The sequence below is a fragment of the Streptomyces misionensis genome (genome assembly GCF_900104815.1).
Classification (GTDB): Bacteria; Actinomycetota; Actinomycetes; order Streptomycetales; family Streptomycetaceae; genus Streptomyces; species Streptomyces misionensis.
Map to the genome: position 1 here is coordinate 6,161,636 of NZ_FNTD01000004.1, position 24,994 is coordinate 6,186,629.

At 73.6% G+C, this 24,994-nt stretch carries 20 protein-coding genes; 8 read left to right on the forward strand and 12 right to left on the reverse strand.

All coding sequences use genetic code 11. The features are described from left to right. Nucleotides 1–45: 45 nt before the first annotated feature. From BLW85_RS29535 to BLW85_RS29555, 5 genes are all read right to left on the reverse strand, one after another. A complete protein-coding gene (locus BLW85_RS29535) occupies nt 46–2,175 on the reverse strand; it encodes a 3-hydroxyacyl-CoA dehydrogenase NAD-binding domain-containing protein (RefSeq protein ID WP_074993865.1) in 2,130 nt (709 codons plus the stop codon). After that, a complete protein-coding gene (locus BLW85_RS29540) occupies nt 2,172–3,389 on the reverse strand; it encodes a thiolase family protein (protein ID WP_074993867.1) in 1,218 nt (405 codons plus the stop codon). Before BLW85_RS29540 ends, BLW85_RS29535 begins: the two co-directional genes overlap by 4 nt. A 214-nt stretch (nt 3,390–3,603) precedes the next feature. Continuing rightward, the gene (locus BLW85_RS29545; protein WP_074993869.1) at nt 3,604–4,890 is read right to left on the reverse strand and encodes a ribonuclease D; all 1,287 of its coding nucleotides are present in this window, start codon (nt 4,888–4,890) and stop codon (nt 3,604–3,606) included. Nucleotides 4,891–5,044: 154 nt separating this feature from the next. Further along, on the reverse strand, nt 5,045–5,704 hold the full coding sequence (locus BLW85_RS29550; protein WP_014675646.1) for a response regulator transcription factor: 660 nt from the start codon (nt 5,702–5,704) through the stop codon (nt 5,045–5,047). Between the two features lie 282 nt (nt 5,705–5,986). Next, a complete protein-coding gene (locus BLW85_RS29555; protein ID WP_071828566.1) occupies nt 5,987–6,664 on the reverse strand; it encodes a DUF3000 domain-containing protein in 678 nt (225 codons plus the stop codon). Nucleotides 6,665–6,774: 110 nt separating this feature from the next. Between BLW85_RS29555 and hemE the strand changes: the two genes are divergently transcribed. The 6 genes from hemE to BLW85_RS29585 all read left to right on the forward strand — a co-directional run bounded on the left by hemE (nt 6,775) and on the right by BLW85_RS29585 (nt 13,705). Next, a complete protein-coding gene (gene hemE / locus BLW85_RS29560) occupies nt 6,775–7,842 on the forward strand; it encodes a uroporphyrinogen decarboxylase (RefSeq protein WP_070025488.1) in 1,068 nt (355 codons plus the stop codon). Between the two features lie 255 nt (nt 7,843–8,097). Then, entirely contained in the window at nt 8,098–8,433 is a 336-nt protein-coding gene (locus BLW85_RS29565; protein ID WP_070025489.1) for a GNAT family N-acetyltransferase, read from the forward strand. Nucleotides 8,434–8,473: 40 nt separating this feature from the next. Continuing rightward, nucleotides 8,474–9,310, forward strand: coding sequence for an alpha/beta fold hydrolase (locus tag BLW85_RS29570; protein WP_074993871.1), 837 nt, complete (start codon nt 8,474–8,476; stop codon nt 9,308–9,310). A 47-nt stretch (nt 9,311–9,357) separates the two neighbouring features. Further along, nucleotides 9,358–10,500 (forward strand): low temperature requirement protein A, encoded by a 1,143-nt coding sequence (locus BLW85_RS29575; protein WP_074993873.1) that lies wholly within the window; start codon nt 9,358–9,360, stop codon nt 10,498–10,500. A gap of 335 nt (nt 10,501–10,835) precedes the next feature. After that, nucleotides 10,836–13,103 (forward strand): ATP-binding protein, encoded by a 2,268-nt coding sequence (locus BLW85_RS29580; protein WP_074993875.1) that lies wholly within the window; start codon nt 10,836–10,838, stop codon nt 13,101–13,103. Nucleotides 13,104–13,264: 161 nt separating this feature from the next. After that, the gene (locus tag BLW85_RS29585; RefSeq protein ID WP_074993877.1) at nt 13,265–13,705 is read left to right on the forward strand and encodes an SsgA family sporulation/cell division regulator; all 441 of its coding nucleotides are present in this window, start codon (nt 13,265–13,267) and stop codon (nt 13,703–13,705) included. Nucleotides 13,706–13,776: 71 nt separating this feature from the next. Here the strand turns inward: BLW85_RS29585 and BLW85_RS29590 are convergent, their stop codons facing one another. The 4 genes from BLW85_RS29590 to BLW85_RS29605 form a co-directional block, all read right to left on the reverse strand. Further along, the gene (locus BLW85_RS29590) at nt 13,777–14,766 is read right to left on the reverse strand and encodes an alpha/beta hydrolase (RefSeq protein ID WP_070025493.1); all 990 of its coding nucleotides are present in this window, start codon (nt 14,764–14,766) and stop codon (nt 13,777–13,779) included. A gap of 160 nt (nt 14,767–14,926) precedes the next feature. Further along, on the reverse strand, nt 14,927–15,997 hold the full coding sequence (locus BLW85_RS29595) for an AraC-like ligand-binding domain-containing protein (RefSeq protein ID WP_079172451.1): 1,071 nt from the start codon (nt 15,995–15,997) through the stop codon (nt 14,927–14,929). Nucleotides 15,998–16,366: 369 nt separating this feature from the next. After that, on the reverse strand, nt 16,367–17,191 hold the full coding sequence (locus BLW85_RS29600; RefSeq protein WP_070025494.1) for a rhomboid family intramembrane serine protease: 825 nt from the start codon (nt 17,189–17,191) through the stop codon (nt 16,367–16,369). Nucleotides 17,192–17,243: 52 nt separating this feature from the next. After that, on the reverse strand, nt 17,244–18,629 hold the full coding sequence (locus BLW85_RS29605; RefSeq protein ID WP_074993879.1) for an FAD-dependent oxidoreductase: 1,386 nt from the start codon (nt 18,627–18,629) through the stop codon (nt 17,244–17,246). A 92-nt stretch (nt 18,630–18,721) separates the two neighbouring features. On the opposite strand from BLW85_RS29605, the gene hemG reads away from it, so the two are divergent. Beyond that, entirely contained in the window at nt 18,722–20,176 is a 1,455-nt protein-coding gene (gene hemG, locus BLW85_RS29610; RefSeq protein WP_074993881.1) for a protoporphyrinogen oxidase, read from the forward strand. A gap of 4 nt (nt 20,177–20,180) precedes the next feature. After that, nucleotides 20,181–20,912, forward strand: a complete 732-nt coding sequence (hemQ, locus tag BLW85_RS29615; protein ID WP_074993884.1) for a hydrogen peroxide-dependent heme synthase — start codon at nt 20,181–20,183, stop codon at nt 20,910–20,912. 29 nt (nt 20,913–20,941) lie between these two features. On the opposite strand, the gene BLW85_RS29620 is transcribed toward hemQ, so the two are convergent. From BLW85_RS29620 to BLW85_RS29630, 3 genes are all read right to left on the reverse strand, one after another. Then, nucleotides 20,942–22,531: an alpha/beta hydrolase gene (locus BLW85_RS29620; protein WP_074996251.1), complete on the reverse strand. Its 1,590-nt coding sequence runs from the start codon at nt 22,529–22,531 to the stop codon at nt 20,942–20,944. A gap of 109 nt (nt 22,532–22,640) precedes the next feature. Beyond that, nucleotides 22,641–23,420, reverse strand: coding sequence for a TIGR04222 domain-containing membrane protein (locus BLW85_RS29625; RefSeq protein WP_074993886.1), 780 nt, complete (start codon nt 23,418–23,420; stop codon nt 22,641–22,643). 45 nt (nt 23,421–23,465) lie between these two features. Beyond that, nucleotides 23,466–24,812, reverse strand: coding sequence for an MbnB/TglH/ChrH family RiPP precursor modification enzyme (locus tag BLW85_RS29630; RefSeq protein ID WP_079172452.1), 1,347 nt, complete (start codon nt 24,810–24,812; stop codon nt 23,466–23,468). Nucleotides 24,813–24,994 lie beyond the last annotated feature (182 nt).

Sequence of the window (24,994 nt, forward strand, 5' to 3'; positions counted from 1 at the left end):
AAGGGCCCCCGCCGCCGCGGGGGCCCTTCCTGCCGTGTTCCGGTGTTACGCCGGGACGCTGGCCACGCCCGGGGCCAGGAACTTCTTGCCGTTCACGCGCTCCGAGACGCCCTCACGGTCCAGGTACGGCGTGATGCCGCCCAGGTGGAAGGGCCAGCCGGCGCCCGTGATCAGGCACAGGTCGATATCCTGGGCCTCGGCGACGACGCCCTCGTCGAGCATGAGCCCGATCTCCTGCGCCACCGCGTCCAGGACGCGCGTGCGCACCTGCTCCTCGGTCAGCACGGCGTCGCCCTGCTTCAGCAGCGCGGCGACCTCCGGGTCCAGCTCCGGCTTGCCGCTGTCGTAGACGTAGAAGCCGCGCTTGCCCGCGTCGACCACGGCCTTGAGGTTCGGGGACACCGTGAAGCGGTCCGGGAAGGCCCGGTTGAGGGTCTCCGAGACGTGCAGACCGATCGCCGGGCCGACCAGCTCCAGCAGGACCAGCGGCGACATCGGCAGGCCCAGCGGCTCGACCGCCTTCTCGGCGACGGCGACCGGGGTGCCCTCGTCGATGACGTTCTGGATCTCGCCCATGAAGCGGGTCAGGATGCGGTTGACGACGAACGCCGGGGCGTCCTTGACCAGCACCGCGGTCTTCTTCAGCTTCTTGGCGACCGCGAAGGCGGTGGCCAGGGAGGCGTCGTCGGTCTGCTCGCCGCGGACGATCTCCAGCAGCGGCAGGATCGCGACCGGGTTGAAGAAGTGGAAGCCCACGACCCGCTCGGGGTGCCGGAGCTTCGACGCCATCTCCGACACCGACAGCGAGGAGGTGTTGGTCGCGAGGATCGCGTGCGCCGGGGCGACCGCCTCGACCTCCGCGAACACCTTCTGCTTGACGCTCATCTCCTCGAACACGGCCTCGATGACGAAGTCCGCGTCCGCGAAGCCCTCGGCCTTGTCCAGGACACCGGTGACCAGCGCCTTGAGGCGGTTGGCCTTGTCCTGGTTGATCCGGCCCTTGCCGAGCAGCTTGTCGATCTCGGCGTGGACGTAGCCCACACCCTTGTCGACGCGCTCCTGGTCGATGTCGGTCAGCACGACCGGCACCTCCAGGCGGCGCAGGAAGAGCAGCGCGAGCTGGCTGGCCATCAGACCGGCGCCGACGACGCCCACCTTGGTGACCGGGCGGGCCAGGTTCTTGTCCGGGGCGCCCGCCGGCCGCTTGCCGCGCTTCTGCACCAGGTTGAACGCGTAGATGCCGGCGCGCAGTTCGCCGCCCATGATCAGGTCGGCGAGCGCCTGGTCCTCGGCGTCGAAGCCCTGCTGGAAGTCGCCGTTCTTGGCGGCCTCGATGATGTCCAGGGCGCGGTAGGCGGCCGGGGCCGCGCCGTGCACCTTGGAGTCGGCGATGAAGCGGCCCTTGGCCACGGCCTGGTCCCAGGCCTCGCCGCGGTCGACCTCCGGGCGCTCGACCTTGACGTCGCCCTTGAGGACCTTGGCGGTCCAGATCAGCGACTGCTCCAGGAAGTCGGCACCCTCGAACAGCGCGTCGGCGATGCCGAGTTCGAAGACCTGCTTGCCCTTGAGCTGCTTGTTCTGGTTCAGCGAGTTCTCGATGACGACCGAGACGGCCTTGTCGGCGCCGATCAGGTTCGGCAGCAGGGTGCAGCCGCCCCAGCCGGGCACCAGGCCGAGGAAGACCTCGGGCAGCGAGAACGCGGGGAGCGCCTTGGAGACGGTCCGGTAGGTGCAGTGCAGGCCGACCTCGACGCCGCCGCCCATGGCCGCGCCGTTGTAGTAGGCGAAGGTCGGCACGGCGAGCTTGGACAGCCGCTTGAAGACCTCGTGGCCGCCCTTGCCGATGGCGAGCGCGTGCTCGTGCTCCTTCAGCAGCTCGACGCCCTTGAGGTCGGCGCCGACCGCGAAGATGAACGGCTTGCCGGTGATGCCGATGCCGACGATCTCACCGTCGGCCGCCTCCTTCTCGACCTGGTCGATCGCGGTGTCGAGGTTCGCGAGCGAGGCCGGGCCGAAGGTGGTGGGCTTGGTGTGGTCCAGGCCGTTGTCGAGCGTGATCAGCGCGAACCGGCCGGCGCCGAAGGGCAGCTCGAAGTGGCGTACGTGGGCGCTGGTGACGACCTCGTCGGGGAACAGGTCCGAGGCCTGCTTCAGAAGCTCGGCGGTGGTGCTCACTTGTCCCCCTCGAAGTGCGGGTTCTCCCAGATGACCGTCGCGCCCATGCCGAAGCCGACGCACATGGTGGTCAGGCCGTAGCGGACGTTCGGCTGCTCCTCGAACTGGCGGGCCAGCTGCGTCATCAGACGGACGCCGGAGGAGGCCAGCGGGTGGCCGAACGCGATGGCGCCGCCGTACTGGTTGACGCGTGCGTCGTCGTCGGCGATGCCGTAGTGCTCCAGGAAGGCCAGGACCTGGACGGCGAAGGCCTCGTTGATCTCGAACAGGCCGATGTCCGAGATGGACAGGCCCGCCTTGGCGAGGGCCTTCTCGGTGGCCGGGATCGGGCCGTAGCCCATGACCTCCGGCTCCACGCCCGCGAAGGCGTAGGAGACGAGGCGCATCTTGACCGGCAGGCCGTTCTCGCGGGCGAAGTCCTCGGACGCGATGATCGACGCGGTGGCGCCGTCGTTCAGACCGGCCGCGTTGCCCGCGGTGACCCGGCCGTGCACGCGGAACGGCGTCTTCAGGCCCGCCAGGTTCTCCAGGGTGGTGCCCGGGCGCATCGGCTCGTCGGCGGTCACCAGACCCCAGCCGGTCTCCCCGCCCTCGGGGCTGGTGCGGCGCACCGAGATCGGCACCAGGTCCTGCTGGATCTTGCCGTTGGCGTACGCCTTGGCGGCCTTCTCCTGCGAGCGCACCGCGTACTCGTCGGCGCGCTGCTTGGTGATGCTCGGGTAGCGGTCGTGCAGGTTCTCGGCGGTCATGCCCATGAACAGGGCCGACTCGTCCACCAGCTTCTCGCTCACGAACCGCGGGTTCGGGTCCACGCCCTCGCCCATCGGGTGGCGGCCCATGTGCTCGACGCCACCGGCGATGACGGCGTCGTAGGCGCCGAACGCGATCGAACCGGCGGTGGTCGTCACGGCGGTCAGCGCGCCGGCGCACATCCGGTCGATGGAGTAGCCGGGCACGGACTGCGGCAGACCGGCGAGGATCCCGGCGGTGCGGCCGAGGGTGAGGCCCTGGTCGCCGATCTGGGTGGTCGCGGCGATGGCGACCTCGTCGATCCGCTTGGGGTCCAGGCCGGGGTTGCGGCGCAGCAGCTCCCGGATCGCCTTCACGACGAGGTCGTCGGCGCGAGTCTCGTGGTAGATGCCCTTCGGGCCCGCCTTGCCGAACGGGGTGCGGACGCCGTCGACGAAGACGACGTCCCTGACGGTACGAGGCACGATGGCTCTCCTCCATGGTGCGGGACGCTGAGCGCTTGCTTAAGCCCATGCTACTTGCGAGTAATGTAGCTGCACAGTCCCAGCGGGGCCAGCGGTGAAGGTCACACCACGGTAAGTAGGGCGGTCGGCATGTTGGCGTGATCTCGACGGCCCGGGCGCGCCCCCGTCGGAGCGTGCCCGGGCCGTCGTCCCGCGTCCTTCCGCCCTGCGGCGGTCAGGCGCCCTTGGTCAGCGCCGCGACCAGCACGGGCGTCACCAGTTCCACCTGCCAGGGACGCGCCCCGTAGCCGGACAGCGCGGCCGAGACGGTCCCGGCGTCGATCACACCCGGCGGCTGCCAGCACAGGCGGCGGACCGTGTCCGGGGAGACCAGGTTCTCCTGGGGCATGGAGAGCCGCTCGGCCAGCGAGGTCACGGCGGCCCGCGCGGCGGACAGGCGGGCCGCGGCCGAGGGGTCCTTGTCGGCCCACGCCCTGGGCGGCGGCGGACCCGTCACCGGCTGGCCCGGCTGCGGCAGCTCGGCCTCCGGCAGCGCCTTGGCCCGGTCCACGGCGGTCTGCCACTGCTCCAGTTGCCGGCGCCCGGTGCGGTGCCCGAACCCGTTCAGCGCGGCGAGGGCGTGCACATTGCCCGGCAGGGCCAGCGCCGCCTCCACGATCGCGGCGTCCGGCAGCACCTTGCCCGGCGACACGTCACGCCGCTGGGCGATGCGGTCCCGCGTCTCCCACAGCTCCCGCACGACGGCCAGCTGCCGCCGGCGCCGTACCTTGTGCATCCCGGACGTGCGGCGCCAGGGCTCCTTGCGGGGCTCGGCGGGCGGGGCGCTCGCGATCGCGTCGAACTCCTGGAGCGCCCACTCCAGCTTGCCCTGCCGGTCCAGCTCCTTCTCCAGGGCGTCGCGCAGGTCCACCAGGAGTTCCACGTCCAGCGCGGCGTAGCGCAGCCAGGGCTCGGGCAGCGGGCGGGTGGACCAGTCGACGGCGGAGTGGCCCTTCTCCAGGACGAAGCCGAGGACGTTCTCCACCATGGCGCCGAGGCCCACCCGGGGGAACCCGGCGAGCCGGCCGGCCAGCTCGGTGTCGAACAGCCGGGTCGGCACCATGCCTATCTCGCGCAGGCAGGGCAGGTCCTGGGTGGCGGCGTGCAGCACCCACTCGACGCCGGACAGCGCCTCGCCGAGGGCGGAGAGGTCGGGGCAGGCGACGGGGTCGATCAGCGCGGTGCCGGCGCCCTCGCGGCGCAGCTGCACCAGATAGGCGCGCTGGCCGTAGCGGTAGCCGGAGGCGCGCTCGGCGTCCACGGCCACGGGGCCCGAGCCGGCGGCGAAGGCGGCGACCGCCTCGGCGAGCGAGGCCTCGTCGGCGATCACGGGCGGAATGCCCTCGCGGGGTTCGAGAAGGGGTGTCGGCGCCTCCGTCACAGAAGATCCGGGCTCGTCGGGAGGCGTTTCTCCGTTGCTGCGCCGGGTGCTGTCTGCTGCGGTGTCTTGGGCGTCGGTCACCTGTCAAGGGTATCCATGCGTGGACAGCACCCGTCGCCGGAACGTTCCGTCGACGGGCGCCGAGGGGTCGTAAACCAGTCAGGGCGGTGAAACCGCCGGTTCACGCGGGTGAACCGGCCGCTCCCCGGAAGTGGTCAAGGGGCATCGTCAGCGGTCAGTGGATGATTCCGGTGCGCAGGGCCACGGCGACCATGCCGGCCCGGTCACCGGTGCCCAGCTTGCGGGCGATACGGGCGAGGTGGCTCTTCACGGTGAGGGCGGACAGGCCCATGGAGACGCCGATGGCCTTGTTCGACTGGCCCTCCGCGACCAGCCGCAGCACCTCGACCTCGCGTCCGGACAGTTCGCGGTAGCCGCCCGGGTGGCTCGGGGCACCCGGGGGGCGGCGGTGCATACGGGCGGCGGCGCCGAGGGGGGCGGCACCGGGCCGGGCGGGGAGTCCGATATTGGTGCGGGTGCCGGTGACGACATAGCCCTTGACCCCGCCGGCCAGGGCGTTGCGGACCGCGCCGATGTCGTCGGCGGCGGAGAGGGCGAGCCCGTTGGGCCAGCCCGCCGCGCGGGTCTCGGACAGCAGGGTCAGGCCGGAGCCGTCGGGCAGGTGGACGTCGGCGACGCAGATGTCGCGGGGGTTGCCGATGCGGGGACGAGCCTCCGCGATGGACGAGGCCTCGATGACGTCGCGCACACCGAGCGCCCACAGATGGCGGGTGACGGTGGAGCGCACGCGCGGGTCGGCCACGACCACCATGGCGGTCGGCTTGTTCGGGCGGTAGGCGACCAGGCTTGCGGGTTGCTCAAGGAGAACGGACACCAGGCCTCCTGGGTGGGGGGACGGGGCCGGCTTGTGGGGAAGAAGCCGGGACGAACCGTGCTTTCAAGGTCACAGTCGTCTTCGGCAGCAAACGTGTCCGCCTTTAGGGAGTGATCACGATCTAGTGAGTAACAATCTGCGCAATTCGGACACGCGATCGATCACCCGAAGATCGAATCGGTTCGAGCGGATGCGATTCGAGTGCGCAATGTGGCCGTATCGACAAAGAGATGGTCAATAAGGCGCCCAACAGGATGACGACGGCCGAAACCGGCCGTCACCTCACCGGGACTGCGGACCCCTGCGCTGCGGCAGCGTCACCACGGACGCGTCGCCGGGACCGGCCGGCGGCAGCCCCCCGACCTGCGCCAGCAGATCGCACCAGGACGCCAGGTGGGCCGCCGCGTCCGGTACCCCGCCCAGCCCCTCGCGGGGCGTCCAGGACGCCCGGATCTCGATCTGCGAGGCGGGCGGCCGGTCGGCGAGGCCGCCGAAGTAGTGGGAGCCGGCACGCGTGACCGTACCGCTGGGCTCGCCGTAGCCGAGGCCGCGCGCCTGGAGCGCCCCGGTCAGCCACGACCAGCACACCTCCGGCAGCAGCGGATCGGCCGCCATCTCCGGCTCCAGCTCCGCCCGCACCAGCGTCACCAGCCGGAACGTGCCCCGCCACGCGTCATGCCCGGCCGGGTCGTGCAGCAGCACCAGGCGCCCGTCCGCCAGCTCCTGGTCGCCGTCGACCACCACCGCCTCCAGCGCGTACGCGTACGGCGCGAGCCGCTGCGGCGCGGGGGTCGGCTCCACCTCGACCTGCGGCCGCAGCCGGCAGGCGCGCAGGGCGTCGACCGCGGCCCGGAAAGCCGGCGGACCCGCGGCACCCGAGTGCCGGTCCGCCTCTTCGGTGTCCTTCACGTCGCCCAATCCGTCAGCGCCTTCCGACATTCGTCCGTGAGCCGCAGCCATGCGGGGAAGAGTAAGGGGAACCGGGGCCCTGCGCAGGCAAGACACCCCGCGACGTGCGCTTCCTCGCCGCCTGCGCACGGCCGCCCGCGGCGGCATGCGAGACTTTTCCCGTGACCGCCAACGAGGCCCTTGCGGGCAAGCAGCCGACCGAGACGTACGACAGCGCCTTCCTCAAGGCGTGCAGGCGCGAACCCGTGCCGCACACCCCCGTCTGGTTCATGCGCCAGGCCGGCCGCTCCCTGCCCGAGTACCGCAAGGTGCGCGAGGGAGTCCCCATGCTGGAGTCCTGCACGCGGCCCGAGCTGGTCACCGAGATCACCCTCCAGCCGGTGCGGCGGCACCACGTGGACGCGGCGATCTACTACAGCGACATCGTCGTCCCGCTCAAGGCCATCGGCCTCGACCTCGACATCAAGCCCGGCGTCGGCCCGGTCGTCGAGCAGCCCATCCGCACCCGCGCCGACCTGGCCCGGCTGCGCGACCTCACCCCCGAGGACGTCCCGTACGTCACCGAGGCCATCGGGATGCTCACCCGCGAGCTGGGGTCCACCCCGCTGATCGGCTTCGCGGGCGCCCCCTTCACCCTCGCCAGCTACCTGGTCGAGGGCGGCACCTCGCGCACGTACGAGAACGCCAAGGCGATGATGTACGGCGACCCCGAACTCTGGGCCGACCTGCTGGACCGCCTCGCCGACATCACGACCGCCTTCCTCAAGGTGCAGATCGAGGCCGGCGCCTCCGCGGTGCAGCTCTTCGACTCCTGGGCCGGCGCGCTCGCCCCCGCCGACTACCGGCGCTCGGTGCTGCCCGCCTCGGCGAAGGTCTTCGACGCGGTCGCCCCGTACGGGGTGCCGCGCATCCACTTCGGCGTCGGCACCGGCGAGCTGCTGGGGCTGATGGGCGAGGCCGGCGCGGACGTCGTCGGCGTCGACTGGCGCGTCCCGCTGGACGAGGCCGTGCGCCGCGTCGGCCCCGGCAAGGCGCTCCAGGGCAACCTCGACCCGACCGTGCTGTTCGCCGGCAAGGACGCCGTCGAGACCAAGGCCCAGGAGGTGCTGGACGCCGCCGCCGGTCTGGAGGGGCACGTCTTCAACCTCGGCCACGGTGTGCTGCCCACCACCGACCCGGACGCGCTGACCCGCCTCGTGGAGTACGTGCACGGCGCGACCGCCCGCTGACCCACCAGCGCGAACACCCTCCGGCCCCCGGCACCGCCGGGGGCCGGACGCGTTTTCGGGCGGCCGTCGAGGACGCGCCGCCGCCCACGGCGGTGCGCTGGTGAGCCGGTCGCGGTGCACGCAGGGACAACACCGGGCGGGCGAGGAACCCTAGCGTTCTCGTCGGCGGCCGAGTGGGTCCGCGGTCCGGTCCGCCTCGGCGGCCACCCGGCATCCGGCCGTCACGCGTCCCGATCCCCGGAAAGGCACCCTGACATGGCCACGCCCGCCGCCCCCGTCGTCGAACGAGTCGAGGACAGACACCGCTACGAGATCCTGGTCGACGGCGAACTCGCGGGTTTCACCGAGTACCTGGACCGTGACGAGCAGCGCGTCTTCTACCACACCGAGGTCGGCGACGCCTTCGCCGGACAGGGCCTCGCCTCCCGCCTGGTCGAGCAGGCCCTCACCGACGTACGGCGGGCGGGCAAGCGCGTCGTGCCGGTCTGCCCCTACGTGGCGTCGTTCCTGCGCAAGCACGAGGAGTTCGCCGACATCGCCGACCCGGTCACCCCGGACGTCAGGCACTGGCTCCGCCAGGCCCTGAGCTGACCGCCCCCGCCAGACACTTCGGAAGAAAGAACACACAGCCATGCCGTACATCACCGTGGGCCAGGAGAACTCCACCCCGATCGACCTCTACTACGAGGACCACGGAACCGGGCAGCCGGTCGTCCTCATCCACGGCTTCCCGCTCGACGGCCACTCCTGGGAGCGGCAGAGCGCGGTGCTGCTCGACGCGGGCTACCGCGTGATCACCTACGACCGCCGCGGCTTCGGGCAGTCCAGCCAGCCGACGACCGGGTACGACTACGACACCTTCGCGGCCGACCTGAACACCGTGCTGGAGACCCTCGACCTGCGGGACGCCGTCCTGGTCGGCTTCTCCATGGGCACCGGCGAGGTCGCCCGGTACGTGTCCGCGTACGGCTCCGACCGCGTGGCCAAGGTCGCCTTCCTGGCCTCGCTGGAGCCCTGCCTGCTCAAGACCGACGACAACCCGGACGGGGTCGCGCCCCAGGAGTTCTTCGACGGCGTCGTCGCGGCCGTGAAGGCGGACCGCTACGCGTACTACACCGACTTCTTCCGGGACTTCTACAACCTCGACGACAACCTCGGCACGCGGATCAGCGAGGAAGCCGTCCGCAACAGCTGGAACGTCGCGGCGGGCGGCGGCTTCTTCGCCGCGGCCGCCGCGCCGTCGACCTGGTACACCGACTTCCGGGCCGACATCCCGGCCATCGACGTGCCGGCCCTGATCGTGCACGGCACGGCCGACCGCATCCTGCCCGCCGAGGGCACCGCGCGGCCGTTCCACCGGGCGCTGCCGTCCGCCGACTACCTGGAGATCGAGGGCGCCCCGCACGGCCTGCTGTGGACCCACGCCGACGAGGTCAACGCGGCCCTCCTCGCCTTCCTGGAGAAGTGAGCCCGGTCCGGCGCGCGCCGTCGGAGCGGAGGCGCGGGCCGGGCCCCATGCGGGCCCGGGACCCCGGGGAGGAGCACCGGGTCGCCACCTCCCTGGAGCTCCTCTTCGACCTGTGCTTCGCGGTCGCCGTGAGCCAGGCGTCCGCCGGGCTGCGCGCCGCGGTGGGCGCGGGGCACGGCACGGCGGGCGTGCTGCACTTCGGGATCGTCTTCTTCAGCGTGTGGTGGGCCTGGATGAACCTCACCTGGTTCGCCTCCGCCTACGACCCGGACGACGTCCCGTACCGGTTGACGGTGTTCGCCCAGATCACCGGGTCGCTGATCCTCGCGGCCGGGGTGCTGCGGGCGTTCGACGGGGACGACCTGAGCGTCATCACCCTGGGGTACGTGGTGATGCGGTGCGCGCTGGCCGGGCTCTGGCTGCGCGCCGCGCGGGCGGACCCCCGGCGGCGCCGTACCGCGCTGCGCTTCGCCACCGGGGTGGTGGCGTGCCAGCTCGGCTGGGTGGGGCTGCTGTTGGTGCCCGCGGCGGTCCGGCCGGCCGGCGTCGCGCTGCTGGTGGCGGGGGAGGTGTGCGTCCCGGTGTGGGCGCAGGCCGCCGGAACGACCCCCTGGCATCCGCACCACATCGCCGAGCGGTACGCGTCGTTCACCCTGATCGTGCTCGGTGAGTCCGTCGCCTCCGCCACGGCCGCCGTGCGCACCGCCTTCGACGAGCACCGCGGCACCTGGCAGCTGTGCGCGGTGGCGGCGGGCGGTCTGCTGACGGTCTTCGCCATGTGGTGGCTGTACTTCGCCCGGCCCGCCCACACCCTGCTCGCCACCACCCACCGGGGGCCCGGCAGAAGGTTCCGGTGGGCCTACGGCCACTACCTGATCTTCGCGTCCGCCGCCGCCGTCGGGGCGGGCCTGGCCGTCGAGGCCGACCAGGTCACCCACCGCACCGGCATCGCCCCGCAGACCGCGGGCGCCATGGTCGCCGTACCGGCGGCCGTCTTCCTGACCACCGTCTGGGCGCTGCACCTGCGGCCCCACCACAGGAGCGTCGCACAGGGAGCGCCCTTCCTCGGCACGGCCGCCCTGGTCCTCCTGTCGTCGTTCTCCCCGGCGCCCGCCCTGGCCACCGGAGCCCTGTCGGCGCTGCTCGCCGCCGTGGTCACCATGAAGGGGGCGTGGAGAGCGGGGAGTTGAGGGGCGCCCGAGACCAAGGGGGCGGCCCGGCCGGCCCCACGCGGCCCGCCGAACACCCGATGAGGCGCTTGAGCGCGCCCGGTGCCCAGGACGCCTTCCGGCGGTCCTGGGCACCGGCGTGTGCGGCGGAGCGTGCGGCGGAGCCCACCGCGGCCCCGGCGAGGCCCCCTCCCGCTTCCACGGCCTCCTCGTGAGAGGTTCCGCGGCCGGTGCGCCGTCGGCACACGACCCCTGCGCGCTCGGCGCACTCCACGTCCCCGGGCGGCGGCCGGCATCCCGGCCGAAGGCCGCGAGGACGCCGTTATTCTTCCGTCGGGCGAGGAGACGGAGAAGGCGTGTCGGACGAGAGTCCGTTCGGGGCCGTGCTGCGCGGACTGCGCCGGCGGGGCCGGCTGACGATGGAGGAGCTGGCCGAGGCGTCGGGGGTCAGCGTCCGGGCGATCGGCGACATGGAGCGGGGCCGCAGCCGGGTCCCGCAGCGGCGCACGGTGGTGGCGCTGGCGGACGGGCTGGGCCTCGCGGACGCGCAGCGCGAAGGGCTGATCGCGGCGGCGCGTGCGGCGCGTACGACGCGTACGACGCGTGCGGTGGCGTCCGCCTCGACCGTGCCGCAGCGGTCCGTGCGGGATTTCACCGGGCGCGGCCCCGAGCTGGCGTTCCTCCGGAAGGCGGCCGAACGGGCCCGCACCGGCGCGGGGGCGTCGGTGGCGGTGGTCTCGGGTCCTCCGGGGTGCGGGAAGACGACGCTGGCGCTGAAGGCCGCGGCGGACCTGGTGGGCGAGTTCCCCGACGGCTGTTTCGTGGTGGACCTGCACGGCGTGGCGGGCCCGGTGGACCCCGGCGAGGCCCTGCTGAAGCTGCTGAGGGCCCTGGGGGTGTCGGACCGGCGACTGGGGCGGGAGGACGCGGCGGGCCATGCGGGGCTGCTGCGGTCGCTGCTCGCCGAGCGCCGGTGCCTGGTGGTGCTGGACAACGCCCGCGACGAGGGGCAGGTGCGTCCCTTGCTGCCGGCGGGCGGGGAGAGCCTCGTCCTGGTCACGAGCCGACGGCCCCTGTCGGGGCTGGAGGACGTCGACCGGCTGGCGTTGTCCGAGATGGCACAGTCCGAGGCCGTGGAGCTGCTGCGCCGGATCCTCGGTGCCGAGCGCGCGGACGCGGAGGTCGCATCGGTCGCCCGGGTCGCCGAGTTGTGCGGACGGCTGCCGCTGGCCCTGCGGGTGGCGGGGAACTGGCTGACGGTGCGCTCGGGGTGGAGCGTGGGCCGGCTGGCCCGGCGCCTGGCCGACGAGGAGCGCAGGCTCGGCGCGCTCGCCGTCGGGGACGTGCGGGTGGAGGCCGCCTTCGAACTGTCCTACCGGCAGCTCACTCCCCAGGCCGCCCGGCTGCTGCGCCTGCTGAGCCTGGTCCCGGCGCCCGACCTGACCGCCTCCTACGGCGCGGCCCTGGGCGAGACCGGAGTGTTCGAGGCCGAGGACGTGATGGAGGAGCTGATCGAGGCCGGGCTGCTGCAGGTCGCCTTCAACGGCCGTTACAAACTGCACGACCTGCTCCGGCTGTTCGGCCGCGCCCGGCTGTCGCGCGAGGAGACGCCCGCCGAGCGGGCGGCGGCCGAGGACCGGCTGCGCGGGTGGCTGCTGGACACCGCGACGGTCGCCGGCCGCTGGTTCAAGCCCGGGTACGGGGAGCCGCCGTCGTCCTGGCGGGGCCCGGACCCGCTGCGCAGCGCCGAGGAGGCCGAGGCCTGGCTCCGCAACGAGGCTCCCGCCTGGCTCGCCGCGCTGCGCGGCGCCGCGCAGCGCGGCGAGCACACCCGGGTGGTGCGGACCGCCGACGCCATGGAGTGGTTCTGCGACCTGTGGATCTTCTGGGGGCACTGGCCGGAGGTCTACCGGCTGTCCAGCGAGGCCGCCGCCGCGCTGGACGACCCGAAACTGCGGGCCCTCCACCTCAACCTGCGCTCCTGGGCGCTGATCTGTTGCGAGCACCGCTACCGCGAGGCCCTCGAACTGGCCGGCGAAGCGCTGGAATGCGCCCGCAGCGCACAGGACGTCGCCCAGCAGGCCGCGGCACTGATGCACGCGGCGAGCGCGCACCGGCACCTCGGCGAGGTCAGGGCCGCCGCCGAGAAATGCCTCGCCTCCATCAAAGTGGCGGAAGCCGTCGGCGCGTACGAGGTCTGGCTGAACGCCATGATGAGCCACGCGGCCGCCCTGCGCCTGCTCGGCCGGGCCGAGGAGGCGCTGACCACGGACACGCGCGTCATCGCCTTCCTCGACGCGCCCGACTGCCCGGTGCGCGGGCACGTCGCCGATGCCTTCCGAGCCCATGTGACCCACGCACTCGGTCGTGACCACGCGGCCCTCGGGCGGTGGCGGGAGGCCGCCGGCCACTACCGCGACGCCCTGGTCCGGTCCGAGCGCATCGGCCTGACCTACCGGACCGGCCAGGCGCTGGTGTACCTGGGACCGGCCCTGATCGAGCTGGGAGAGACCGAGGAGGCCCGCTCCCGCCTCCGCCAGGTCCTGGACCTCGGCGAGGACGCGGTCGACCCCGAGGCCCTGACGACCGCGCGGGAAATCCTGGACTCGCTCCCCGCCGAGTGAGCCGCACCCCGCGGTGGCCGAAACCGGTACGACGGGCCGTTTCCCTGGCCGGTGCCCTGACGGGCAACGCCCCGTACGTTCCCCGGCAATCCGCGTACGCCGGCGGTTCTAAGGTCGGTCGCGCAGACCGCCACCCCCTCAGAACCTGCTGGACGGAAGACATGACTCAGCCGTTTTTCAGCGCCGCCGAAACCTCGGTCACCGACGAGGTGGTGGTGCACGTCGTCGTCGCCGACGAACCGCCGGTGTCCCTGCCCGCCGAGCTCCGCTACGACCGGTCGGACCCCTACGCCGTGTGCCTCTCCATCGGGATGACCTCGACCGGCACGGTCGACTGGGTGTTCGCGCGCAGCCTCCTGACACAGGGGCTGAGCCGGCCGGCGGGCGTCGGCGACATCCTGGTCACGCCCTGGCACTGCGGGCCCCGGCACGCGCTGCGGATCGTCGTCAGGTCCCGCGCCGGAGCGGCCGTGCTGTACGTCGCGGTCCCGGCGGTGACCGCGTTCCTGGAACGGACCCGCGCGGTCGTGCCGCCGGGGGCGGAGGGGCTGTTCGTCGACCTGGACCGCGTGGTCGCCGAACTGCTGGCGGACGGCGGGTGACGGGCCGCTTCGGCCGGCCGCGTGCGGGCGGCGACCGGGAACGCTCCCACCGCGCCGTGCGGGCGCCCGGATCAGCCGCCGTACCGGTGCAGGGCGACGTGAACGGTGTCCAGGATCTGGATGCGGGCCGCCCGGGCGGCGTCCGTGTCGTGCAGCGGGGCGAGCACCATGAAGCCGTGGATCGTCCCGTGGTAGCGCATCGAGACCACCGCCACGCCGGCCGCGCGGAGCTTGTCCGCGTAGGCCTCGCCCTCGTCGCGCACCACGTCGGCCTCGCTGGTGACCACCAGCGTCGGGGGCAGTCCGGTGAGCTGCTCCAGGGATGCCTGCAACGGCGACGCGGTGACCTCGCTGCGCTGCCGTACGTCGGGCAGGTACTGGTCCCAGAACCAGCGCATGGTCTCCCGGCCGAGGAAGTAGCCCTTGGCGAACTCCCGGTACGACGGGGTGTCGAAGTCGGCGTCGGTGACCGGGCAGAGCAGCACCTGCTGGAGCAGCCGCACCCCGCCGCGCTCCTTGGCGAGCAGGGTCAGCGCCGCCACCAGGTTGGCGCCCGCGGAGTCGCCCACCGCGGCCATCCGGCTCCCGTCCAGGCCGATCTCGGCGCCCTGCTCGTGGATCCACCGCGCGACCGCGTAGCACTGCTCGACGGCGACCGGGTACCGCGCCTCGGGGGCGCGCTCGTACTCCACGAAGACCACGGCCGCGTCCGCGCCGAGCGCCAGTTCGCGCACCAGGCGCTCATGGGTGCCGGCGTCACCGAGCACCCAGCCGAGGCCGTGCAGGAACAGCACGACGGGGATCTCGCCGACGCTGTCGGCGGGCCTGACCACCTTCACCCGTACGTGCCCGGTCGGCCCGCCGGGGAGCGCGAGCCATTCCGCGGAGGTCGCCCCCTCGTCGAGCGGGTCGCCCTCCTCCTGGAGACGGGCCAGCCCCAGCCGGGCCTGTTCCGGGTCCCGGTCGTCCGCCGACGGCAGGCCGGCGTGCCTGGCCACCAGGGCTCGGGTGGGGCGGTCCAGGACAGGGTGCCGGACGGACGAGGGAGCGAAGTCGGACACACGATCTCCTGCCGGCGGGGCCGAGGGGCGGAAGGACGAAAAGGGCTGTTCGGGGTGGGGGACGTCTGGGGGACGGCGGTGTCCGCGGCCTGGCTGCCGGGTGCCGGGCCGGGGCGCCGCCGCGGGCACGGGGCGGTCCGCGACGTTTCGACCGGGGACCTTACCCGTTGGCCGGTACCGGGACGGCCGCCAGGCGGGCCGGTGCCGCGGACGCCGGTCGCGGGTTCGGGAAGGTCCCGGGCACGGGGGCGCCCGACGCGGGCCGCCCGCCGTCCTCCTGGGCGGTGCGCTGGTTGCGCCAGTCACGGGGGGAGACCCCGTAGGCCGCGCGGAAGGCCCGGCTGAAGTGGGCGGGGTTGACGAAGCCCCAGCGCTGGGCCACCGCGGACACGGTGGGGGTCGTCCTGCCGCGGCGGGCCAGCTCCCGGCCGCACTCCTCCAGGCGCCGCTGCTGGATGAGCCGGCCCACGGTGGTGCCCTCGCCCTGGAACAGCCGGTGCAGGTACCGGACGGAGATGCGGTGGGTGCGGGCGATGCTCTCCGGTGACAGGTCCGGGTCGCCCAGGTTCCGGTTGATGTGCTCGCGGATGCGCGCCAGCAGGTGGCCGCGGGCGGTGTCCGCGTCCGGGCCGCCCGGATGGGCCCGCTCGGCTATCAGGGTGGCGAACAGGTCGACGACGTTGCCGGCCAGCCGGTCCGCGACGGCCGGCGGATAGCCGTCCGCCGAGGAGGCCAGGGTGGCCAGGAACGGCAGCAGCATCGCGCCGAAGCCGTCCCCGGTGCCGATGGCGTTGCCCGTGACCTGCCGGATGTCGGTGTCCGTCAGGCCCAGCACGCGCCGGGGCAGTTGGAAGATGTGCGTGGTGAACCGCTGCGGGTAGTCGAAGGAGTACGGCCGGGTGGTGTCGTACACGACGAGGTCGCCCTCGCCCACTTCGGTCCTGCGGCCGTCCTGGATGAAGGTGGCGGTGCCGGACACCTGGACGCCGACCGCCACCAGCTCCTGCGGCGAGCGGGCGATCAGCGCCGGGGTGCGGCTGACCCGGTTGGCGTCCGCCTCCATGGTGGAGACCTGGAGGTACCCGAGACGGTTGGTGGCGATCCGGCCGTCGAACGGGCCGTCGCCGCGCGGCGCGACCGTCATCGGCACCAGCGTCCTGCTCACCGCGTTGTTCCAGTACACGACCTTGTCCCGGTCCGGCACGGAGGCCGTCGTCAACACCGTACTCAAGTTGTTCTCCCCTCAGGGGGCGTTGCTTCGGGGCTGTGGCGGACGGGAACGGGACGGCCGGCCGCGTGGCGCCCGGGAGGGCCGCGGCCGGTGCCCGGCTGGGCCGGACGGCTCGTCGTACGGGCAGCGACCTCGCTGGAGCGCAACCGGACCGCATCGGCGAGGCCCGGGTTCCCGCCCGCACCGAACAGCCAAGCAGCGGATCACCCGCGTCTCCAGGCAGAACCGCAGGCAGAAACCGCGCGGGCGGACACGCGTCCGTGCGCCGTCGGAACAGAACAGTGCGCCGGCAGGCGGGAAACGGCCGGCCCGCCGGGCCCAGGATGGTCGGTGGGGGCACCGGCTCCGGCGGCCGGGCCCCCGGTGGGCCTACCAGACCTGCCGTGGCCGCGCCCTGCCGCCGAAGAGGATGCCGGGCGGCTGCGGCGGGGGCGGGGTGCCGGGTTTGAGCGGCAGGGCGATCAGCAGGCCCGCCAGGAAGCCGATCACATGGGCCGCGTACGCCACCGTCCCGGCGTCCGAGACCGCCTGCCCGGACGAGTACACGGCCTGGAGCACGAACCAGAAGCCCAGCACCAGCCAGGCGGGCAGCCGCAGCGGAAGGAAGATCAGGAACGGCACCAGCACCCAGACCCGCGCCCTCGGCCACAGCACGATGTAGGCGCCGAGCACCCCGGCGATCGCGCCGGACGCACCGATCAGCGGGTCGGCCGAGCCCGCGTTGAGCAGCGCGAAGCCGTATCCCGCCGCGTAGCCGCAGACGACGTAGAAGAGGAGGAAGCGGATGTGGCCCATCCGGTCCTCGACGTTGTTGCCGAAGATCAGCAGGAACAGCATGTTCCCCAGCAGATGCAGCCAGCTGCCGTGCACGAACATCGCCGTGAACACCGACAGCGGCGGCGACTTCCGGTAGTCGGGCGGCGCCACCACACAGCCCGGGCCGTGCGGGCCGAGCCCCACCTGGCCGGTCGGCACCAGATGCGGCAACTGGCCGTGCACCAGCTCCCTCGGGACCGCCGCGAAGCGGTTCATGAAGGCTTCCAGATGGCACAGCTGCGCGAGGTTCTCCGCGCCGGTCACCGAGCCGGGCATGCCGGGCGTGGACAGGAACACGAGGACGTTCGCGAGGATCAGGGCGTACGTCACCCAGGGGGTGCGGCGCACCGGATTGACGTCATGGACGGGGATGACCACACACCAGTAGTGCCCGCCGGGCCCTGGGCCAATCGGGTGGTCCCCGCGCCGGTCAGCTTTCCCGCACCTTCGCGGCCGCCTTGCGCGCCGCCACCAGCACCGGGTCCCACACCGGCGAGAACGGCGGCGCGTAGCCGAGGTCGAGGGCGGTCATCTGCTCCACGGTCAGCCCCGCGGTCAGCGCCACCGCGGCGATGTCCACCCGTTTCGCCGCCCCCTCCCGGCCCACGATCTGCACGCCCAGCAGCCGTCCGGTGCGGCGCTCGGCGAGCATCTTGACCGTCATCGGAGCGGCCCCCGGGTAGTAGCCCGCCCGGCTGGTCGACTCGATGGTGACCGTCTCGTACCGCAGGCCCACCCGGCGGGCGTCCTTCTCGCGCAGCCCGGTGCGGGCGATCTCCAGGTCGCAGACCTTGCTGACCGCCGTGCCGACCACCCCGGGGAAGGTGGCGTAGCCGCCGCCCGCGTTGGTGCCGATGACCTGGCCGTGCTTGTTGGCGTGGGTGCCCAGCGGGACGTACTGCTCCTGCCCGGAGACCAGGTTCAGCACCTCCACGCAGTCGCCGCCCGCCCAGATGTTCTCGTGGCCGCGCACCCGCATGGCCAGGTCCGTGAGCAGCCCGCCGTGGGCGCCGAGCGGCAGCCCGGCGGCGTGGGCGAGCGCGGTCTGCGGGCGCACGCCGATGCCGAGGACCACCACGTCGGCGGGGTACTCGGCGTGCTGGGTGGCCACCGCGCGGACCCGCCCGTCCGGGCCGGTGAGGATCTTGGTGACCTCGGCGTCGTTCACCATGGTGATGCCCAGGCCCTCCATGGCGCGGTGCACCAGGCGGCCCATGTCCGGGTCCAGGGTCGACATCGGCTCCTTGCCGCGGTTGACGACCGTCACCTCGAAGCCCCGGTCGATGAGGGCCTCGGCCATCTCCACGCCGATGTACCCGGCGCCCACGACCACCGCGCGCCGCCCACGGACCCCGGCCAGGGTGTCCAGCAGCGCCTGCCCGTCGTCCAGGGTCTGCACCCCGTGCACCCCGAGGGCGTCCGCGCCCGGCAGCTCCGGGCGCACCGGACGGGCCCCGGTGGCGATCACCAGACGGTCGTACGACGTCCACGACTCGGCGCCGGAGTCGACGTCCCGCGCCCGCACCCGCCCGCCGGACACGTCCAGTTCCGTGACCTCGGTGCGCAGCCGCAGGTCGATGCCCCGGGCGCGGTGCTCCTCGGGGGTGCGGGCGATCAGCGCGTCCCGCTCGGCGACCGCGCCGCCCACCCAGTACGGGATGCCGCACGCCGAGTAGGAGGTGAAGTGACCGCGCTCGAACGCCACGATCTCCAGCTCCTCGGGCCCCTTCATCCGCCGCGCCTGCGACGCCGCCGACATGCCGGCCGCGTCCCCGCCGACGACGACCAGCCGCTCCCGCCCCTGATGCACGCTCATGGGGGCAACGCTAGACGCTCACCGTGGCGCGCGGCACCGGGGGACCTGTGGCCCTACCAGGACCGTCGGCGGCGTCTGAGAGAGTGGGGGACATGAGCACAACGGGTACGAGTCCGGGGCAGGTCGTCGTCATCGGAGCCGGCATCGCCGGGCTGGCCGCCGCGCACCGGCTGCTGGCGCGCGGCGCGCGGGTGACGGTCCTGGAGGCCGCCGACCGGGTCGGCGGCAAGCTGCTGCCCGGCGAGATCGCGGGCGTCCGGGTCGACCTGGGCGCCGAGTCGATGCTGGCCCGCCGGCCCGAGGCGGTGGATCTCGCCCGCGAGGTGGGCCTCGCCGACCGGCTCCAGCCGCCCGCCGTCGCGAGCGCCGCCATCTGGACCCGGGGCGCCCTGCGCCCCATGCCCAAGGGCCATGTGATGGGCGTGCCCGGCACCGCCGCCGCCCTCTCCGGAGTCCTGTCCGACGACGGCCTGGCCCGCATCGAGCGGGACGCCGAACTGCCCCGCACCGAGGTCGGCGACGACGTGGCGGTGGGGGAGTACGTGGCGGCCCGGCTCGGCCGCGAGGTCGTGGACCGCCTGGTCGAGCCCCTGCTCGGCGGGGTGTACGCGGGCGACGCGTACCGCATCTCGATGCGCTCCGCCGTCCCCCAGCTCTTCCAGGCCGCCCGCGCGCATACCTCCCTCACCGAGGGCGTCCGCGAGATCCAGGCCAAGGCGGCGGCGAACCGGCAGACCGGGCCCGTCTTCATGGGCATCGAGGGCGGTGTGGGCACCCTGCCGCTCGCGGTCGCCGAATCGGTGCGGGCGCACGGCGGCGAGATCCTCACCGGCACCCCGGTCACCGCACTGCGCCGCGAGCCCGCGGGCGGCTGGCGCGTCACCGCCGGGGAGCGCGAGCTGCGCGCCGACGCCGTGGTCGTCGCCGTACCCGCCCCGGCCGCCGCGCGGCTGCTGCGCGCGGAGTGCCCGGCGGCCGCCGCCGAACTGTCCGCCGTCGAGTACGCCTCGATGGCCCTGATCACCCTCGCCTACCGGCGCGCCGACCTGTCCCTGCCCGAGGGCAGCGGCTTCCTGGTCCCGCCCGTCGACGGACGCACCATCAAGGCCTCCACCTTCGCCTCGCAGAAGTGGGGCTGGATCGCCGAGGAGGACCCGGAGACGGTCGTGCTGCGCACCTCCGTCGGACGGTACGGCGAGACCGCGGTGCTCGGCCGGGACGACACCGACCTGGTCGAGGTCTCCCGGCACGACCTGCGCGAGGCCGTCGGCGTCGAGGCCGCCCCCGTCGAGACCCGCGTCACCCGCTGGACCGACGGGCTGCCGCAGTACCCGGTCGGGCACCACGCGCGCGTGGCCCGGGTCCGTGAGCACATCGCGAAGCTGCCGGGCCTCGCGGTGTGCGGCGCGCAGTACGACGGCGTGGGTGTCCCGGCGTGCATCGCCAGTGCCCACGCGGCCGTGGACCAGCTGTCCGGGGATCTCAGCGGGGTCGAGGAACTGACGGCCAACCCGGTGCAGAGCCTTCACGGCGGAGCGGGAGAATAGGAACATGAGTGACGACGCCCCCATCATCGAGTCCGGCAGGATCCCCAACAAGGGCAAGCTGGCCAAGGACCTCAACGATGTCATCCGCTACACCCTGTGGTCCGTCTTCAAGCTGAAGGACGTGCTGCCGGCCGACCGCGCGGGTTACGCGGACGAGGTCCAGGAGCTGTTCGACCAGCTCGCCGCCAAGGACGTGACCATCCGCGGCACGTACGACCTGTCCGGCATGCGGGCCGACGCGGACCTGATGATCTGGTGGCACGCCGAGACCAGCGACCAGCTCCAGGAGGCGTACAACCTCTTCCGCCGCACCAAGCTGGGCCGTGCGCTGGAGCCGGTGTGGTCCAACATGGCGCTGCACCGCCCGGCCGAGTTCAACCGCTCGCACATCCCGGCGTTCCTCGCCGACGAGACGCCCCGCGACTACGTGAGCGTCTACCCCTTCGTGCGCTCCTACGACTGGTACCTGCTGCCCGACGAGGACCGCCGCCGCATGCTCGCCGACCACGGCAAGATGGCCCGCGGCTTCCCGGACGTGCGCGCCAACACCGTCGCCTCGTTCTCGCTCGGCGACTACGAGTGGATCCTCGCCTTCGAGGCCAACGAGCTGGCCCGCATCGTCGACCTGATGCGCCACCTGCGCGGCTCCGAGGCCCGGATGCACGTCCGCGAGGAGATCCCGTTCTTCACGGGCCGCCGCAAGGACGTCGCCCAGCTGGTGGCCGACCTGGCGTAAGGGCCCGTCCGCCCGCCGTTCCCCGCCGGTCAGCTCCGGCGGGCGTCCGGTTCGGGCTCCGCGTGGGGCGCGCAGGAGGCGTGCCGTTCGGGGAGGCGGTCCTCCAGCAGGTAGCCGTCCAGGTAGGCGCCGACGCACGCGTTGGGGCCGCCTCCGATGCCGTGCGTGCCCGCGTCCCGCTCGGTCACCAGCCGGGAGCCGGCCAGCCGCCGGTTCGTCTCCAGCGCCCCCGCGTACGGCGCCGCCGCGTCCCGCTCGGCCGCCAGGATCAGCACCGGCGGCAGCTCGCCGGGGCCGGTGCGCACGTCCAGCGGCCGCTGCCGGGGCGCGGGCCAGTAGGCGCAGGGCAGGTTCATCCACGCGTTGTCCCACGTCTCGAACGGCGCCACCCGCGCCAGCCGGGTGTTGTCCCGGTCCCACACCGCCCAGCTGGTGGGCCAGGGCGCGTCGTTGCACTCGACGGCCGTGTAGACGGCGCCGCCGTTCTCCGCCGCGGCCGAGCCGGGGCCCGGCGCGGCCGACGCGATCAGCGGCTTCGGATCGCCGCGCAGATACGCCGAGAGGGCGGCGGCCCGGCTCGGCCAGTAGGTGTCGTAGTACCCGGCCGTCAGGAACGCGTTCTGCAACTGCCCGGGGCCGACCTTCCCGCCCGCCGGCTTCCGGGCCAGCCGCGCGGCGGCCCTGTCGTAACCGGCCTGCACCTTCCGCGGGGTGTCGCCGAGCCGGTACACGTCGTCGTGCCGGGCGATCCAGTCCCGGAAGTCCGCCCAGCGCTCCTCGAACGCGGCCGACTGGTCGAGGTTGTCGCGGTACCAGACCTTCTCCGGGTCCGGGTTCACCGCCGAGTCCAGCACCATCCGCCGCACATGGGCGGGGAACATCGCCGCGTACAGCGCGCCGATGTAGGTGCCGTACGACGCGCCCATGAACGTCAGCCGGTGCTCGCCCAGCGCGGCCCGCAGGACGTCCAGGTCCCGCGCGTTGTTGAGGGAGTTGAAGAAGCGCAGGCCGGGGCCCGAGCGCCGGGCGCAGCCGCGCGCGTACGCCTTCGCCTCGGCGACGCGCTGCCGCTTGTACGCCTCCGAGGGGTGCGTCGGCGCCTGGGTGGGCGCCTTGCCGTACTGCTTCGGGTCCTCGCAGGACAGCGGTGCCGACCGGCCGACGCCGCGCGGGGCGTAGCCGACGAGGTCGTAGGCCGCCGCGATCCGCCGCCAGGCGGGAAGCGTGCCGGCCAGCGCGAAGTACATCCCGGAGGCGCCGGGACCGCCCGGGTTGTAGACGAGGGCGCCCCGCCGGGGCACCGTCCGCCCGCCGTCCTTCCCGGTGGCCGGGGTGCGGCTGACGGTGAGCCGGATCCGTGCGCCGTCGGGGTGGGCGTAGTCCAGCGGGACGGCGACGGTGCCGCAGCGCAGTCCGGCGGGGGAGTGCGGGATCCGTGGCACGTCGGCGGGGTCGCAGGGGCCGAAGCGGATTCCCGCGGTACGGGCGCGGACGGCGGCCACGAGGGTGCCGCGCAGCTCGGCGGCGCCGGGGACGGCCGTCGCGCCCCCCGCCGGGGCGGCGCCCAGTGTGGTCAGCAGCAAGGCCCCGGCGGCCGAGTACAGGGCGACGGTCTTCACGGGCATCCCTTCGGTGCGTCCGGCGACGGCACAAGGGATGTTTCGGCCCGCTGCCGGGGAAGGCAAGCACCACCCGGCCGGTGTCGGCCCCGGTGCCCCGATGCGCCCCCTACTCCCGCGGCGGCGCGTCGCGGTGGGCGAACGCCGCGCGCAGCTCGGGCTCGCCGATCGCGCGGATGCCGCGCAGGGCGACCGCGGTGAGGAGGGACGGCTCCTCACCGGGCCGCCGCCGGCGCAGCAGTGTGCCCAGCCGCCGCTGACCGGCCGCGGAGGCCCACGGCGAGTACGGGTGCACCTCGAAGCGGGCTATGGCGAGGCAGCTCAGCGTCAGGACGAGCGGCAGGGCGAACCACAGGCCGACCATCGGCCGCGAGGTGCCGGTCTGCGGGGGCAGCAGCAGCGCGGCCGCGCCGAGGACGGCCACGGCCAGTGCGGCGGCCCGCACGTGGCGCACGGCGGTGCCGACGGCCAAAGCGCCCTCGGGCACGGCGAGGCCGGTGCGCACGAGACGGTCGGCGAGCCGCCGCACCTCGTCCGTGCCGGCCGCGCGGGCCCGTACCGGCGCGATCCGGGACTGCCCCTGCGGACCTATGGCACCTATGACGGACCGTTCGATCTCGTCCCGCCCGCACGGGTCCACGACCGTGGCCCAGCCGGTGTGCGCGAGGAGCAGCCGTCGCTGGCGTGCCATGGAGACGAGGGTGACATCGGCGACCCGCTCGGGTCCCCCGGACAGGAACGCCGCCTCGTACAGGGTCAGATCCGGTACCCCGTCCTCACCTCCGGCACCGGGGTCCGAGTCCGCGGCGCGGACCGCCGTCAGACACAGACGCGTACAGGCCGTACCGGCGAACGCCCAGGCCAGGAGCAGGAGGAGGAGCCAGAACATGAGGTTTTTTGTATGCCAGGGGTCCGGGCGGATGCCATGCTCTTTTCACCATGTGGACATAGTGTTGCCGGTATGTGACGTTCCGTTTGTGAGCGGTGGGGCGCCGGCTCCGGACCAAGGGTGCCGCCTGCGCGCCAGCACCCGTCCCGCGGTCCGTGCGAGCCGCCCCCGCGGTGCCGGTCCCGCCCGGTCCAGCCACCAGTCCCGCAACTCCCGCCGCGGTACCCCCGGCCGCCGGTGCTCCAGCAGGAAGGCGGCGAAGTCGAGCGCGTCCCGCCGGTACCCGCCGCGCATCGGGGACTCCCGCGCGTACTCCAGGAACGCCCCCCGGTACCCCGCGCCCAGCAGCACCGGCAACTCCGGCGCCACCTTCGCCACCACGTCCGCCCGCTTGCTCGCCAGCGCCCGCGCCTGCACCCCCATCCGCACCCGGTCGAACCCCTCCGGCACCGGAGTCCCGGCGACCAGCGAGGACAGCACGGCGGCCTGCGCGACCCCGAGCCGCTGCCGCGCTACCCCGGGGTCCACCGCCTCGCCACGCCCCCCGAGAGCATCCCCGGCGGCGGCCCCGCACGCCCCCACGACCTCCCTGATGGCACCCAACTCCCGCTCCAGCTCGGCTGGTTCGGGGAAGTTCTCGTCGCGTTCCAGCAGCACCCCGGGCGGGGCGACCCGGGAGGCGAGGTCGGCGAGGATGCCGAGCACGGCGTCGGGCACGGGGTGCGCGTGGCTGTCGTGCCAGACGCCGTCGCGCTCGAAGCCACCCGCGACGTGCACGTACGCGATGGCCTCCAGGGGCAGCTCGGCCAGCGCCTCGGCGGGGTCCTCGCCGCGGTTGACGTGGTTGGTGTGCAGATTGGCCACGTCGACGAGGAGCCGTACGCCGGTCCGCTCGGCCAGCTCGTACAGGAACTGCCCCTCGGTCAGCTCCTCGCCCGGCCAGGAGAACAGCGCGGCGATGTTCTCCACGGCCAGCGGCACCGGCAGCGCCTCCTGCGCGATCCGCACGTTCGCGCAGAGCACGTCGAGCGCGTCCCGGGTGCGCGGCACGGGCAGCAGATGGCCCGCTTCGAGGCGCGGCGAGGCGGTGAGCGGGCCGCCCGCCCGGACGAACGCGATGTGCTCGCTGACCAGCGGTGCCCCGAGCGCCGCCGCGCGTTCCGCGAGGGCCGTCAGCCGCCCCTCGTCGGGCCGCTCCGCACCCCCGAGACCGAGCGAGACACCGTGCGGCACCACCGCCACCCCGCGCTCCCGCAACCGCCGCAGCGACGCCGGGAGATGGCCCGGGCAGACGTTTTCCGCCACGACCTCCACCCAGTCGACGCCGGGCATGCGCTCCACGGCCTCGGCGATCTCGGGCCGCCAGCCGATCCCCGTCCCCAGCCGATCCATCCCCGCCCCCCTCTCCACGAGGGGGGTATGGCCCACCCCGCCCGCCCCCGAACCCCGCCCGCGCCGGCTTCAGAGCAACATTTGAGGTTCGCCGGGCGCGCACAAGAGGGTCGGCGACGCCTTCGTCGGCCACTCGGCGCACTCACCGCGGCCCAGAGCCTCAGGAGAAGACGCGTGAGTGG

What these genes read in the sequence shown, in the direction of transcription:
- BLW85_RS29575 (WP_074993873.1), top strand. Translation starts at nt 9,358, where the DNA reads ATGCGGGCCCGGGACCCCGGGGAGGAGCACCGGGTCGCCACCTCCCTG.
- BLW85_RS29625 (WP_074993886.1), bottom strand. Translation starts at nt 23,420, where the DNA reads ATGTTCTGGCTCCTCCTCCTGCTCCTGGCCTGGGCGTTCGCCGGTACG.
- BLW85_RS29570 (WP_074993871.1), top strand. Translation starts at nt 8,474, where the DNA reads ATGCCGTACATCACCGTGGGCCAGGAGAACTCCACCCCGATCGACCTC.
- BLW85_RS29585 (WP_074993877.1), top strand. Translation starts at nt 13,265, where the DNA reads ATGACTCAGCCGTTTTTCAGCGCCGCCGAAACCTCGGTCACCGACGAG.
- BLW85_RS29605 (WP_074993879.1), bottom strand. Translation starts at nt 18,629, where the DNA reads ATGAGCGTGCATCAGGGGCGGGAGCGGCTGGTCGTCGTCGGCGGGGAC.
- hemQ (WP_074993884.1), top strand. Translation starts at nt 20,181, where the DNA reads ATGAGTGACGACGCCCCCATCATCGAGTCCGGCAGGATCCCCAACAAG.
- BLW85_RS29555 (WP_071828566.1), bottom strand. Translation starts at nt 6,664, where the DNA reads ATGGCTGCGGCTCACGGACGAATGTCGGAAGGCGCTGACGGATTGGGC.
- hemG (WP_074993881.1), top strand. Translation starts at nt 18,722, where the DNA reads ATGAGCACAACGGGTACGAGTCCGGGGCAGGTCGTCGTCATCGGAGCC.
- BLW85_RS29630 (WP_079172452.1), bottom strand. Translation starts at nt 24,812, where the DNA reads ATGGATCGGCTGGGGACGGGGATCGGCTGGCGGCCCGAGATCGCCGAG.
- BLW85_RS29565 (WP_070025489.1), top strand. Translation starts at nt 8,098, where the DNA reads ATGGCCACGCCCGCCGCCCCCGTCGTCGAACGAGTCGAGGACAGACAC.